Below are 14,691 nucleotides of genomic sequence, written 5' to 3' on the forward strand. Positions count from 1 at the left end.
AACTATGAAAAATTTAAAGTATTTTGCCCAACGTTATATCGATTGGGTGATTCGTTTGGGGCGGGTTCGCTTTTCCTTGCTGGGAATTGTGATCGTGGCTGTGTTGGCTTTATCTGTGCAGATATTATTAAGTTTGGCAATTAGTAATACCGTGCATTGGCAGGATATTTTACGTTCTATTGTTTTTGGTCTATTTACCGCGCCATTCGTAATTTATTTTTTTACATTGTTGGTCGAACGTTTGGAACGTTCCCGTCAAGCCCTCTCTAATTCCGTAGTTTCTTTACGTAAGGAAGTTGCTGATCGTATTTGTGCCGAACAGAAGTTATCGGAAGCGCTAGCCCGCTTGGCAAAAAATAATCGTGATAAGACAACCTTAATGGCAACTATTAGCCATGAGCTACGCACCCCCTTAAACGGTATTATTGGCTTGAGCCGTATTTTGTTGGATGAACCCTTGACGCCACAACAACGGGATTATCTGCAAACCATCAATGTTAGTGCCTCAAGTCTTGGCTATATTTTTAGCGATATTATCGATTTGGATAAAATTGACAGCAAACGTATTGAATTACATCCACAGCCTACAGATTTTCCCGCCTTACTCAATGATGTTTATCATATAGCCCATTTAATGGCCCGCCAGAAAGGCTTGGCATTTCATTTACATTGTCCGGAGAATTTACCGCAATGGTTGATGCTGGATCGTACGCGGGTATGTCAGGTGTTATGGAATTTAATTAGCAATGCGGTGAAGTTTACCGAGCAGGGGGAAATTATCTTAACCCTAGAGAAGCAGGGGGAAAATGCTTATGTATTTCAGCTTGCCGATACCGGAAGCGGTATTGCTGATGAAGAATTAAAGAATATTTTCACCATGTATTATCAATCGCAGGATAGTCAACATAGAGCGGCTGGTAGTGGTATTGGATTAGCTATTTCGAAAAATTTAGCCAAATTGATGCAAGGGGATTTAACGGTGAAAAGCCACTTAGGCGAAGGCTCCACATTTTCCTTTTCATTTCTTGCAGAATCGACGACCGCACCACAACAAGCAGAAGCTCAAACTATTTCAGGATTACGGGTCTTGTTGGTTGAGGATGTGGAACTTAATGTGATTGTGGCACAAAAAACTTTAGAAAAATTAGGCCAGCAAGTCGAGATTGCTCGCAATGGGGCGGAAGCTATTCGCTTATTTGAGCAAAAGAGTTATGACCTCATCCTATTGGATATTAAATTACCCGATATGTCGGGATTTGAGATTGCACAATATTTGCGTGAGCGTTATGAAATGGGCGTTTACGATTATTTACCTCCATTAATTGCGTTTACTGCCAATGTCATGCAAAGCGAGCGGGATTATCAGACTCAGGGGATGGATGCGGTATTGCGTAAACCACTTGATGTAGCCGAACTCAAACAATGCTTTAGCCGTTTTTTTGATGATGTTGAATTTTCTTCGGTTGAATCTGATGCAAACGTTGTTAGCCATGAGCTGAATCGGCAGCTAATTGATTTATTAGGAAAAACGCAAATGGAACAAAATTTGCGTTTATTTCAACAACAAATGCCGCTTTATCTGGAAGAATTACAACAAGCGTATCGGGATTATTTACAAACCGGGCATAACGCACAAGAAGTGGCTGATATTGCTCATAAAATCAAAGGTGCTTGTGCATCTATGGGATGTTTATTGTTACAGCAAACCGCGCAAAAGTTACAACAAATAGATGAGAGTTGGGCGTTGATGTTGGAAGATCGCATTCACTGGCTGCAAGCTCAATATCCGTTGCAAATACAACAATTGCAGGATTATTTACGGACAAGCTGATGCACCCCCGTCAATTACTTATTTTGTTTTCTGATGAACCCCGACCATTCAATGAGGATGTTTTATTAATCGGGGGAGAGGGAATCGCATTTAATCAGGCTGCCAATTTGTTGGGGCAGGAATTTTCAGCCATTGAATTTGATGCCCGTACGGGTTTTCATTTGGAAGCCTTAGCGATTGCCGCAGGAACCATTAAGCAAGGGGGAAAATTATATTTACGTTTGCCGTCTTGGCATTCGCTTGAGTCTCGACTAGACCAAGACAGTTTACGTTGGGCTGGCGAGTCGACAGCGATAGCCTCGCCCACCTTTGCGCTGTATTTCAAACGCTTGATAGAACGCTTTGGTTTTTATCCAGTACAGCAAACGACGCCATTACCAGTCCTAAATAGCTTAAATGGGGCAACAGATAATCCTTCAGCGACTACCACAACAGATACACTACAGGCCACCGATGAGCAACAGGCCTTGCTTGAACAAATTTTACGGCGACAAAAAGAAATTTATTTGCTCACCGCTAAGCGTGGGCGGGGTAAGTCGGCATTATTGGGGTTACTGGCCAATCAATTACATGAATCTATTTATTTAACCGCTCCTAATAAAAATGCGGTAAACACTCTGCAGCATTTTAGTGAATATCAGGTACCTTTTATTGCCCCGGATGCATTAGCCGAAAGTCTGCAAAAAACACCGGGATTTGCCGATAATGCGTGGTTATTAGTGGATGAGGCTGCAATGATTCCATTACCTCAATTGGCCTTATTCAGTCGCTATTTTAAACATATTGTTTTTAGCACCACGATTCATAGTTATGAAGGAACAGGGCGGGGTTTTGCCTTAAAATTTCAACGGATTCTGCAACAATATGGACGTTCCTTTGTTTCGCTTTCCTTAGATAAACCACTACGTTGGCCGCTTAATGATCCCCTGGAAGCCTTTATTGAGGAATTGTTATTGTTAAATGCGGAGGATACCTTTCCTCAATGCGCCTTTAATCCACAGGATGTGCTTTCGTTTAAAGAAATGACACAGCAAGAAATTAGCTGCCATCCTGAGGTATTTTATGGACTATTGACAATTGCTCATTATCGAACTTCTCCTTTAGATTTACGACGTTTATTGGATGGGCGGCGACAACATTTTTTTGTCTTGGAGAACCAAATACAAGCTCTTTTAGGCGCGCTTTGGATGCTTGAAGAAGGTGGTTTATGTGATGAGCAATTAATCACAGCAATTGCGCGCGGAGAAAGACGACCAAAAGGTAATTTAGCCGCACAGGCCTTATGCTTACAGCATCATTTGCCACAGGCATGCGGTTTGCGCTCATTGCGTATTTCACGTATTGCGTTACTGCCGGATTGGCAACGCAAGGGATTGGGTTCTAGGCTACTTGATTATGCTAAATCCCAAGCAGAGGTAGATTTTTTATCGGTTGCTTTTTCTTATTCGCCGGAATTGGCGGCGTTCTGGTGTCATAATGGTTTTACTTTGGTGCATTTAGGCGCACACCGAGAAGCTTCATCCGGTACTTTTAGTGCAATCGCACTACAAGGCATTACTCCGGCAGGTAAGGCGCTGTGTCAACAAGCTGCAGATTATTTTGTACGGGATATCGCTCTTTCTTTTCATCCTTTACGGGTACAATTCCACTTTCCGGAGGATTGGCAATTAACGACCATTGACTGGACACATTTGGACACTTTTGCCTTTGCCTATTATCCCTTGGAATCTGTTGTACCGGCTTTACGTCGTTTAGTGGCAAAAGCTGGAGAGACGGCTTTACCTAAAATTGCGACATTTTTAGCTATAAAAAAACTACCCTCACCGATGAAAAATCACTTAAAATCACTGCGTTTGGAAATAGCGCAATATCTGGAGGAGCAGCGTGCAAGAACAAGGTAAACCGGGGTTATTAAAACGAGCTTGGCTGGCGTACGACCAATTTTGTAAGGAATTGGGCTTGGATAAGGGCGGTTGTCGTAGTTGTATGCCGAAGGTGGAATTTGATGAAGATGGTAATTTAAAAAAAGATCCACCGTTAGAGGATTTAGATAATAAAAAAGCAGGCTGAAGGCCTGTTTTTTTATACAGATTCTAACTTTCAAAAAATGGGGGATTAAGCTAAACTAAACACAACTTTTTCATTTTTTGAATGTGGTATGAAGCATTATTTTTTTGATTTTGAAATTCCTAATACAGCTGCCGATCATAAGACTCTAGGCAATATTATTGGTAGTGCCGATGCATTGGTGATCAGTGAAACCGCTAGCCGCCATCAAGGGTTAACTGTAGTTGTTACACCAAATAGCCAAAGTGCCCAGCGGCTTACTCGCGTGCTTAAAGCATTATCGTCACTTACGGTGCAATTTTTCCCTGATTGGGAAACATTGCCCTATGATAACTTTTCTCCCCATCAAGATATTATTTCCAATCGGTTGAGTGCCTTATTTTATTTACAAAATAGTCGCCAAGGGATCTTGATTCTGCCGATTAGCACATTGATGCAACGTCTTTGTCCACCACAATTCCTGCAACATAATGTCCTTTTAATCAAAAAAGGCGACCGCTTAGTCATCGATAAAATGCGTTTACAGTTGGAAGCAGCCGGCTATCGAGCGGTAGAACAGGTATTGGAGCATGGTGAATATGCCGTGCGCGGAGCGATTTTAGATCTTTTCCCAATGGGGAGTAGCACACCTTATCGTTTAGACTTTTTTGATGATGAAATTGATTCGATTCGTACCTTTGATGTGGATACTCAGCGTACTTCAGCCGAAATTCCTTCTATCCAATTATTACCAGCTCATGAATTTCCAATAGATGAGAAAGGAATTGAATTCTTCCGTAGTCAATTTCGCGAGACATTTGGTGAAATTCGTCGTGATGCGGAACATATTTATCAGCAAATTAGCAAGGGTACTTTAGTAGCTGGGATCGAATATTGGCAACCGTTGTTTTTTGCGGAAATGGCGACTTTATTTGATTATTTACCTGAGCAAACCCTGTTTATTGATATGCTGGCGAATATTGAACAGGCGGAACGTTTTTATCAAGATGCCGCTAATCGCTATCAGCAACGTAAGGCTGATCCGATGCGCCCATTACTGCCCCCGGAACGGCTTTGGTTGCGGATTGATGAGCTCAACCGACAGCTCAAACAATATCCGAAAATTACCCTGAGCCCGGAAAAGGTTCGTCGTAGTGCTGCTAAACAGAATTTACCGTTAGCCTCCTTGCCACCTTTGACCTTGCAATCTAACCAGAAAGAACCCTTGGCTCAATTGCGTCATTTTGTCGAAAGTTTTCGTGGCAATTTGTTATTTTGCGCAGAAACCGAAGGGCGACGGGAAACCTTATTGGATTTGTTAACGCCGTTAAAACTCAAGCCGAAAAGTGTGCTTCACCCAACTGCTGCTCTTGCGGAGAAATATGCGCTATGGATTAGCGCCATGGAACAGGGATTTATTATTGAACCAACGGATAATCAACCGACCGCATTGGCGCTGTTAACGGAGAATGAAATTTTAGGTGAACGGGTGCAGCAACGCGCACGCGATAAACGAAAAAGTGTCAATCCCGATACCTTAGTGCGCAATTTAGCCGAATTAAAAATAGGTCAACCGGTAGTGCATTTGGATCATGGGGTGGGACGTTACGGCGGTTTGGTCACTTTAGATGCGGGTGGCATTGCTGCAGAATATTTGTTACTGAATTATGCCAATGAGTCCAAGTTGTATGTGCCGGTCGGTTCATTACATCTGATTAGTCGCTATGTGGGGGGAAGCGATGAAAGTGCGCCATTACATAAATTAGGTAATGAAGCCTGGGTGAAGACCCGTCAGAAAGCCGCCGAAAAAATTCGGGATGTGGCTGCCGAGCTATTGGATGTGTATGCTCAGCGAGAAGCTAAAAAAGGTTTTGCCTTTAATTATCCGCGCGATGAATATCAACAATTTGCTGCAACTTTCCCATTTGAAGAAACCTATGACCAACAAATGGCAATTAATGCGGTGATTTCCGATATGTGCCAACCGAAGGCGATGGATCGTTTGGTGTGTGGCGATGTCGGCTTTGGTAAAACTGAAGTGGCGATGCGGGCTGCCTTCTTGGCGGTGATGAACTCCAAACAGGTGGCGGTATTAGTGCCAACGACCTTATTGGCACAACAACATTACGATAATTTTAAAGATCGTTTTGCTAATTTGCCGGTGAATGTGGAAGTGTTATCCCGTTTTAAAAGCGCTAAAGAACAGAAACAGGTATTGGAAAATGTTGCCAATGGCAAAGTAGATATTCTGATCGGAACCCACAAGTTATTACAACCCGATGTTCATTTTCATGATCTTGGCTTATTGATTATCGATGAAGAGCATCGCTTTGGTGTTGGACAGAAAGAAAAAATCAAACAATTGCGCGCCAATATCGATATTCTCACCCTCACCGCAACACCGATTCCGCGCACTTTGAATATGGCGATGAATGGCATTCGTGATCTTTCGATTATTTCCACACCACCGGCGCGTCGTCTTAGCATTAAAACCTTTGTGCGACAAAAAGACGATTTGTTGGTGCGGGAGGCTATTTTACGGGAAATTTTACGCGGTGGTCAGGTATATTATTTACATAATGATGTGGCAAGTATTGATAATGCAGCGGAAAATTTAGCCACACTGGTGCCGGAAGCGCGCATTATTATCGGCCATGGACAAATGCGTGAACGTGAATTGGAACGGGTGATGAGTGATTTTTATCATCAGCGTTATAACGTGTTGGTCTGTTCCACCATTATTGAAACCGGGATTGATGTGCCGACCGCGAATACCATGATCATCGAACGGGCAGATAATTTTGGTTTGGCTCAGTTACACCAATTGCGTGGACGGGTTGGGCGTTCCCATCATCAAGCCTATGCGTATTTGCTTACTCCAAATCCAAAACTCATGACGAAAGATGCTAAACGTCGCTTAGAGGCCTTGGAAAGTTTGGATAACCTCGGTGCTGGGTTTATTTTGGCGACCCACGATTTGGAAATTCGTGGTGCCGGTGAATTATTAGGTAATGAGCAAAGCGGACAGATCGAAAGTATCGGATTTTCGCTCTACATGGAATTGTTAGATGCCGCAGTGAAGGCTCTGAAAGAAGGACGAGAACCGTCCTTAGAAGAGCTGACCCAACAACAGGCGGAAATCGAATTGCGTTTACCGGCCTTGTTACCGGAAGCCTATTTGGGGGATGTGAATATGCGTCTTTCATTCTATAAACGAATTGCCGCAGCGGAAAACAAAGACGAATTAAATGAATTGAAGGTGGAATTGATCGACCGTTTCGGTGCCTTGCCGGAAGCCGCGCAAAATCTGTTTGCTATTGCTGCGATGCGGTTGGCGGTGACACCGCTGAAAGTCGTGAAAATCGATGCGGGCGCGCAGGGAGGATTTATTGAATTTGCCGCCAATGCCCAGGTTGATGCGGAGAAATTAATTCAATTAATTCAACAAAATCCAATCGTCTATCGGTTTGATGGACCGCTTAAATTTAAATTTGTGAAACCGCTGTTGGAAAATAAGGAACGTTTGGCCTTTGTTGAAGAGTTGGTCGAGCGACTCAGCTAATAATGGATTGAAAACGCCCTACCGAAAATCAATATTTCGGCTAAAATCAATCGTAAGTCATTGATTTTATTAGATATGGTTTAAAAATGAAAAATTAGACGACTTATGCTTTTTCGCATAATCCAAATTATTGATTAGGGAATATAGATGTCAGCACAAACCTTTGAAAAATTGATAGCGCTTTTAGAGGCGCAGCATGCGCGCTATCGCGTGGTGGAGCATCCTACGGCAGGAACATCCGAGGAAGTTGCCAAGATTCGAGGAACCGCCTTAGGACAAGGCGCAAAGGCTTTAGTATGTAAAGTGAAGGGGAATGGGGTTAAGCAGGCGGTTTTGGCGATTTTACCGGCGGATCAGCAAGCGGATTTAAGCAAAGTTGCGGCACACTTAGGTGGTAGCAAAGCTTCGCTTGCCAGCCCGGCGGAGGTGGAAAACTTAACCGATTGTGTTTTTGGTGCGATTCCACCGTTTAGTTTTCATCCTGATTTGTTGTTGATTGCCGATCCGACATTACTTTCCCGTTATGATGAATTGGCCTTTAATGCCGGTACCTTGGAGCGTTCGATTATTCTTAATACGCGGGATTATGCAAATGTAGTGAATCCACTGTTGGTTGATATTCTGAAGGATTAATTGGTACAGCCTGCTTTTTTGAGGGGATTACAAATATAAAGATATTGGCCAATAAAAAAGAGGGAGTGTTTTAAACGCTCCCTCTTTTTTCAGAGTTTTCTTGAAAATCAACCCTAACTCATTGATTTTATTAGGGTTGATTGAAAAATCTTATTGTCAGCAGATTATTCGCTTTGCGGTAGGCAAGGCTGAATTTTAGCTAACATTTCTTTTAGCACGCGGGCTGGTGCGGCGACGATATTACCGCTGCGTAAATAGCTATGACCACCGTCAAGTTCGCAAACCAATGCGCCGGCTTCACGTGCAATGAGTTCGCCTGCTGCGCAATCCCAAGCTTTTAAGCCCATTTCAAAATATCCGTCCACTCGCGCTGAAGCTACATAGCACAGATCTAGCGCAGCAGAACCGGTGCGGCGAAAATCGGCACAGTCTTCAATCAAATGTTGCATGATGGCAAATTGAGTTGGCATACGTTGCGGTTGTTTAAATGGAAAACCGGTGGCGATGATGGCACCGTTGAGTTCCTGTTTATTGTCAACGCGTAAACGTAATTCATTGAGTTTGGCGCCTTCACCACGAACAGCGGTGAATAATTCATTACGGATAGGATCGTAAACTACGCCCACTTCGGTGCGGTTTTTCACGCGGATCGCGATGGAAACGGCAAAATGCGGTAGTCCTTTCACAAAATTGGTGGTGCCATCCAAGGGATCAATGATCCATTGCACATCGCCATCTTGGCCAGCGAGAGCGCCGGCTTCTTCGCTAATAATTGTGTGCTCAGGATAGGATTTACGGATGATTTCGATGATTTCCGCTTCAGCGGCTTTATCAACGCTGGTGACGTAGTCGTGAATGCCTTTGCGTTGGGTTTCGATATCATCGCGGCGTTCATAATTTTTAGCAATTACATTGCCCGCTTTTCGTGCCGCACGAATAGCGATATTTAACATTGGATGCATAGTTCCACCGGGTGTAAAAGAACAAAGTAAGAAGTCGCTTATTATAAACAGCTTTTCTTAAATAGCCAGCCGAAAATCATTATTACCCGCTTTTTCACAGGGATTTCCCGTATGTTGTGCGGATTATCGTAGATTTTATTTTATTCCTTGTCGCTTGGTTGGGACATCGTTAAGTTGTTTCGATAAACCGGGAGGTGTGATGAAAAAAGGCGTGACCTTATTGGAAAGTTTGTTGGTGCTATTGTTAATTAGTTGGGTATTAATGCTTAGTAAACCCTTATGGCAGCTGAATGATGCTTGGTTGTTAGCGCAGGAACAACAGCGTCTTTATTATTTTTTACAGGCAGCATTCAATCGGGCGGAAAATTCATCGGGGACTTGGGTGTTGTTGGCTAATCGGGATCCAGTGACGGCGGATTGGTGTTTTACTTTGCAGCTAGCCAATGCATCACATCGCTGTAATTGTTTGCAAAAAAATCATTGTCCGACAGAACTTTACGCTCAATTTTTTTATCCACGACAAAAGGGCAAAGTCAATTTATCGGCCAACAGTTTGTATCCGCAGGAGATTACCCGTCTCAATAGCGTTCGTCATAGCGAAAAGGCTGCCTGTTTCCGTTTACAACTTGGTGAGCAAAAAGTGATTTTTAGTTTTGCTAATTATCGCCTAAGTATGGGAGATGAAGCCGCTGGTGCTTGTGCTTAGGAGGGCGAATGTATAAAGGTCAGAGTTTATTGGGATTAATGATTGCTTTGAGTTTATCGGTGTTGTTGCTTTTAGCTATGAGTCATTTTTATAGCCGCATTTTGGGGGCTCAACAACAATGGTCGGCTCGTTTGGAACTACAGAGTGAATTGCAGCGTACTATTCGCTTAATTGCTAAAGAATTGCGACGTAGTGGATTTCGTGCAGCACCGAAAAATACCTTAAAGAGTAATTTGGCCTTATTTAATTTGGATGAGCGACAAAATTATGTGACGCTTGCCGATAATTGCCTCTTATTTTTTTATGATCGCCAACAAGATGGCTGTGTTGGAAGCCCGAGCCTTGAGGGCTGTGTTCGAGGAAAACGCAATATTGCGAAGAATACCGGAGAGGATTTAATCGGTTATCGCCTGGAAAATAAAAATTTACAACTCAAAACTCGTTTGGAAAGTGATTGGGATAGCTGTAGCGGTGATCGGTGTCGGGATTTTCTTGATAGTAAAAGCTGCAGTTCAGCAGGACGTTGGAATAATTTATTTGATCCGAAGAAAATTGAAATTAACCATTTTTCTAGCCATTGGGTTATAGAAAATCGCCTCCTTGAAATTCGTCTTAAGGGGAGTCTGCGTAGTCATCCCAAGCTCGTTTATGAAAGTGCCGTAGTAGTTCCGTTGTTGAATGGAGATGCTCCATGAAAAGAGGAATTGTCAGCTTAAGCGTATTAATTATTTTAGCGGCCTGGTTAACGTTAGCGTTGTTGTTTGCTGAGGATAATCTTGCTTATTTACGCCAACAAAGTGCGTTACGCTCAGATTATATGGATTCCTTTTGGGAGTTGCAGCACAAGTCGGCTGATACGAAGAGCGATCCCTGTCTTGGTATAGGGGCTGAAAATGAGCTTACTCAGCGCATAGAGATTGTTGGGAATGCTCGCTATAGTGATGCACCATTGCATTATATTTGGTGCGAACGAAAGGCGCTTTTTAAAAAGCCGATAACCAAGAAAGGTCATATTGGTGAACTAAAACAATTTGTGACGGTAACCCAACTGTTGGCCGAGCCAGCAGCTTTTGTCAATGCACCTCTATACTTGGAACCGACAGCAACACCGCAAATCTATTGGTTTCCACGTAATAAGGGATATACCCGGCTAAATGGTGAGGTATATGGCATCATTTTGGCCGAACAGGATTTTGAATTAAGTGGTAAAGGTACCTTTCGCGGTTCGATTATCACCGGCGGTGCATTGCAGGTGAATGCGCAGGCAGCATATGCTTATCATGCAAAAACAGTAAAAGCACTGTCTTACGGAGCTTGGCATCGTTTGGCGCGGAGTTGGATTGATTATGATGTTAAAGATTAAGCCTATGTCGGGGCATGGTTTATTAGGGTTGTTGTATGCGTTAGCAATTTCGGCATTTTTGATCTTATTGTTTAGTCATTGGAGTAGTGGGTTAAATTATGAGGCAATGCGTCGTTATCAGCATAATCAAGCGATTGAAATCGCTGAAAACCAACTGAATCGCCGTTGGGCCGGGATGCGCTGCGAAAATGCCTTACGCGAAAATTCCATTGAATTTCAAATCAGCTGTACATCGGATGATGTAATGGTGAAGTATCCCTTGGGTGAATTTCGCTTTAAAAATCGGTAGAATAGCGCCATTATTCAGCCGTCTAATTTGCCATGTTTATCACCTATTATTCCAATCAACCCGAACAACAAAAAGAAACCCTTCTTCACTTACTGGAAAATACCTTTCCGTTAGATGATCCCTTTAGCCAAGAAGTTATTTTGGTGCAGAGTCCGGGAATGGCACAGTGGCTACAGATGGCTATTGCACAAAAGCGTGGTGTTGCAGCGAATTTTACTTTTCCGTTACCAGCCAGTTTTATTTGGCAACTTTATGCTGACAATCTTCCCGATGTCACTGCGCAGAATCCATTTAATAAAACAGCAATAACTTGGCGCTTGATGCGTTTAATTCCTGAGTTTTTGCATCAACCTCAATTTGCTGCCCTTAATCATTATCTGGCGGCATCGCCTCAGTCGGAACAGCAGAAGCTGTATCAATTAAGCGCTAAAATTGCAGATTTGTTCGACCAATATTTGGTGTATCGCCCTGATTGGATTACAGCCTGGGAACATCACCAGGATGAGCGGATCCAACAAGCGATCCTAAATCAACAATATGTAGCTCAAAATATATCCGTGGAACAATTGGTCGGTAGTATTTGCTGGCAGGGGATTTTATGGCGGGCATTGATCGCTGATTGTCAGCAGGACCTGGGTTCCCAGGTGGCTCATCGTGCTGAATTAAATCGACAATTTTTAGCTCTTTGTGCAAGTGATGCACCGATGCGATTACCGGAGCGCATTTTTGTATTTGGTATTCCGGCACTGCCGGGCGCCTATTTTAGCTTGTTACAGGCGTTGGCGAAGCGTATCGATGTTCACTTCTTCTTTAATAATCCTTGTCGGGAGTATTGGGCTGAAGTAAGCCAGGGCGAGGTACTGAATACACCGCCTACGGCGGCGATTGGTTCTGGTAATCGGTTGTTATCTGCTTGGGGAAAAATGGGACGGGATTTTCTATATAGCCTTAGTCAGGAGGATGGCAGAGTAATCGGGCATAGTTTGGAAACCTATCGAGAATTTAAGCCGAATTCATTGTTAGGACAAATTCAAAATCAGATCCTCAATTTGATGGAAGGTCCGCTGTTAAGCTCGGCTCAGGATCGCTCTTTAACCTTTAATTCTTGTCATAGTGCGATGCGAGAAGTGGAAGTCTTGCATGATTATTTATTAGGTTTATTTAATCAAAATGCGTCCAAACCGCAAGAGGAGTGGATTACCCCCAAAGACGTGGTGGTGATGGTCGCTGATATCAATCAATATACCCCTTATATTCAAGCAGTATTTGGGCAAGTGAATGATGAAAAAACGGCAATCCCTTTTTCCATTTCTGATAACCGCTTAGTGGATAATGATGTGTTGGCGGCAACCTTGATAAGCTTGCTACATTTTAAGGAAAACCGTTTTGCAGCCGAAGATATTTTAGCCTTACTGGATGTGCCGGCAATACGTGAACAATTTTCCATCGGATTAAATGATCTAGCGCAAATTCGCCAATGGGTTGCAGATGCAGGCATTCGTTTTGGGGTGGAAAAAAATGACGGCGGGATTAATTTCAATGCGTGGCAGGCCGGTTTGGAACGCATGAGCCTTGGTTTTGCAATGCGTGAAGAACATGGCGTTTGGGGGGAAAGCTTGGGGTTAGATGGCAGTTTTGGTTTAAAAGGCCAATTAGTTGGCGGACTCGCCGCGTTTTTTCAGCACTTAGCCGCATGGCATCGCACCCTACAACAAGATTTTACCATTGAACAATGGCAGTCCCATCTACTGAGCTTGTTGGATACTTTCTTCAGTGTAAGCCGAGAGAATGCCGATAGCTTGTTTTATCTGCAGGATTGTATTAATCACTTTAGCGAAACCTTGGCCGATGTGCATTTTGATTTACCAATTAGTGCGGAAGTGGTCGCTGACGTCTTGACCGCTCAGCTTGCGGAAATCCCTAATAATCAACGTTTTTTAGCCGGAAAAGTGAATTTCTGTACGCTCTTACCAATGCGCGCGATTCCTTTTAAAGTCGTTTGCCTGTTAGGTATGAATGATGCTGATTATCCACGCCAACAAAGCCCAAATAGTTTTGATTTAATGCAATATCATCATATGCGCGGAGATCGGGTACGCCGAGAGGATGATCGTTATTTATTTTTAGAAGCTCTACTTTCCGCCCGTGATTATTTTTATCTTAGCTATATCGGGAGTTCGATTATTGATAATCAGGCTCAGGAGCCATCGGTTTTGGTTAATCAGTTATTAAGCTATTTGCAACGAGGACTACAAACCAATGCTGCCCTAGTACAAACACAGGCGATGAGCGCTTTTTCTGCACAAAATTTTGATCTGCAAAATCCGCAACAACAAAGTTTTGCAGCAAAATGGTTGCCGCTCGCCCAGGGCGACATAACAGAGCATGAGTTCATCGTACCTTTTGCTGAAATTGAGCCTTTTGATGAAATAGCGATTGAGGATTTGATTCGTTTTGTTGAACGCCCGTTAAAATTTTTCTTTGAACGACGCCTTGGTGTGTACTTCAGAGAAGAGGATGAACAAATTGCTGATCATGAAAATTTTCAATTATCGGGATTAGATAATTATTCTCTTAATAATCAGTTGCTTGATTTATCAGAAGAGGAGTTTGATGACTTTTTTACTCGTCAGGCAATTAAAGGCATATTACCAAGGGGCGGTTTTGCTTCAGTCTATGCAGAGAAGACTATTAAACAGGTGCAAGAGTTTAAAAATAAGATTGCCGATTATCGAGCATTGGAACCCGCTCATGAAGATATTGATCTTGAGCTTGCAGGAGAATTTGGAACATTCCGTTTAACCGGGCAATTGAGTTCCTTGTTAGGGGAGCAAAAACAATGTGTCATTTGGTATTTTGCGAATGATAAGGAGCGTTATCGGGTACGTCCTTGGATTTATTATTTACTGCAATTACAGCATAGTGAGGATGCTCCAACACCACTATTGTTCGTAAAAGATAAAGTTAATCCCATAGGTTTTAAATCAATCTCCAAGGAAGAGGCTTTATTTCAACTAAAAATTTACCTAGATGGGTTTTGCCGGGCAGTCTACCAACCGTTACCGATTCCGACGGAAAATATTTCTAAATACTTATCGCTTATCGGGCAACAGGATATTCAACAGAAATTTACATCAGAGTTAGCGGTCTTGGCGGAAAATGATCCCTATTGGCGACGTTTATTGGGGCAAACTCAATTTTTTTCTAAAGATGAAAATATTGAGCATTTATTGCAGCAAATGCAGCAATGGTTTGCCAACATGTTGCAAAAGTAAGGCTTAGGGAGACTTACGCAGCGA

The 14,691-nt window shown here is 42.9% G+C and carries 11 protein-coding genes; 10 read left to right on the plus strand and 1 reads right to left on the minus strand.

The window, feature by feature from the left end:
* Positions 1–4 precede the first annotated feature (4 nt).
* The 5 genes from CKV74_RS06145 (at position 5) to CKV74_RS06165 (ending at position 8,072) form a co-directional block, all read left to right on the plus strand.
* Complete coding sequence (locus CKV74_RS06145) at positions 5–1,831, plus strand: ATP-binding protein (protein WP_095176874.1); 1,827 nt, start codon at positions 5–7, stop codon at positions 1,829–1,831.
* The gene (locus CKV74_RS06150) at positions 1,831–3,732 is read left to right on the plus strand and encodes a tRNA(Met) cytidine acetyltransferase TmcA domain-containing protein (RefSeq protein ID WP_095176875.1); all 1,902 of its coding nucleotides are present in this window, start codon (positions 1,831–1,833) and stop codon (positions 3,730–3,732) included. Before CKV74_RS06145 ends, CKV74_RS06150 begins: the two co-directional genes overlap by 1 nt.
* Positions 3,716–3,901, plus strand: coding sequence for a DUF5363 domain-containing protein (locus CKV74_RS06155; protein ID WP_007243007.1), 186 nt, complete (start codon positions 3,716–3,718; stop codon positions 3,899–3,901). Before CKV74_RS06150 ends, CKV74_RS06155 begins: the two co-directional genes overlap by 17 nt.
* 88 nt (positions 3,902–3,989) lie before the next feature.
* The gene (gene mfd / locus CKV74_RS06160) at positions 3,990–7,439 is read left to right on the plus strand and encodes a transcription-repair coupling factor (RefSeq protein ID WP_095176877.1); all 3,450 of its coding nucleotides are present in this window, start codon (positions 3,990–3,992) and stop codon (positions 7,437–7,439) included.
* 147 nt (positions 7,440–7,586) lie between these two features.
* The gene (locus tag CKV74_RS06165) at positions 7,587–8,072 is read left to right on the plus strand and encodes a YbaK/prolyl-tRNA synthetase associated domain-containing protein (RefSeq protein ID WP_007243000.1); all 486 of its coding nucleotides are present in this window, start codon (positions 7,587–7,589) and stop codon (positions 8,070–8,072) included.
* A gap of 164 nt (positions 8,073–8,236) precedes the next feature.
* Here CKV74_RS06165 and suhB read toward each other — a convergent pair whose 3' ends face one another.
* Positions 8,237–9,034 (minus strand): inositol-1-monophosphatase, encoded by a 798-nt coding sequence (gene suhB / locus CKV74_RS06170; protein WP_039847882.1) that lies wholly within the window; start codon positions 9,032–9,034, stop codon positions 8,237–8,239.
* A 199-nt stretch (positions 9,035–9,233) separates the two neighbouring features.
* Between suhB and CKV74_RS06175 the strand changes: the two genes are divergently transcribed.
* The 5 genes from CKV74_RS06175 to recC are packed head-to-tail and all read left to right on the plus strand — an operon-like array spanning position 9,234 to position 14,667.
* Positions 9,234–9,740, plus strand: a complete 507-nt coding sequence (locus CKV74_RS06175) for a prepilin-type cleavage/methylation domain-containing protein (protein WP_095176879.1) — start codon at positions 9,234–9,236, stop codon at positions 9,738–9,740.
* Positions 9,741–9,748: 8 nt separating this feature from the next.
* Positions 9,749–10,435, plus strand: coding sequence for a hypothetical protein (locus CKV74_RS06180; protein ID WP_095176881.1), 687 nt, complete (start codon positions 9,749–9,751; stop codon positions 10,433–10,435).
* Complete coding sequence (locus CKV74_RS06185) at positions 10,432–11,103, plus strand: DUF2572 family protein (RefSeq protein ID WP_007242990.1); 672 nt, start codon at positions 10,432–10,434, stop codon at positions 11,101–11,103. Before CKV74_RS06180 ends, CKV74_RS06185 begins: the two co-directional genes overlap by 4 nt.
* Positions 11,087–11,392, plus strand: a complete 306-nt coding sequence (locus CKV74_RS06190) for a DUF5374 domain-containing protein (protein WP_039847883.1) — start codon at positions 11,087–11,089, stop codon at positions 11,390–11,392. The genes CKV74_RS06185 and CKV74_RS06190 overlap by 17 nt, the downstream gene beginning before the upstream one ends.
* Before the next feature lie 32 nt (positions 11,393–11,424).
* Positions 11,425–14,667: an exodeoxyribonuclease V subunit gamma gene (gene recC / locus CKV74_RS06195; protein WP_007242915.1), complete on the plus strand. Its 3,243-nt coding sequence runs from the start codon at positions 11,425–11,427 to the stop codon at positions 14,665–14,667.
* Positions 14,668–14,691 lie beyond the last annotated feature (24 nt).

This window comes from Haemophilus pittmaniae, from assembly GCF_900186995.1.
GTDB lineage: Bacteria > Pseudomonadota > Gammaproteobacteria > Enterobacterales > Pasteurellaceae > Haemophilus_D > Haemophilus_D pittmaniae.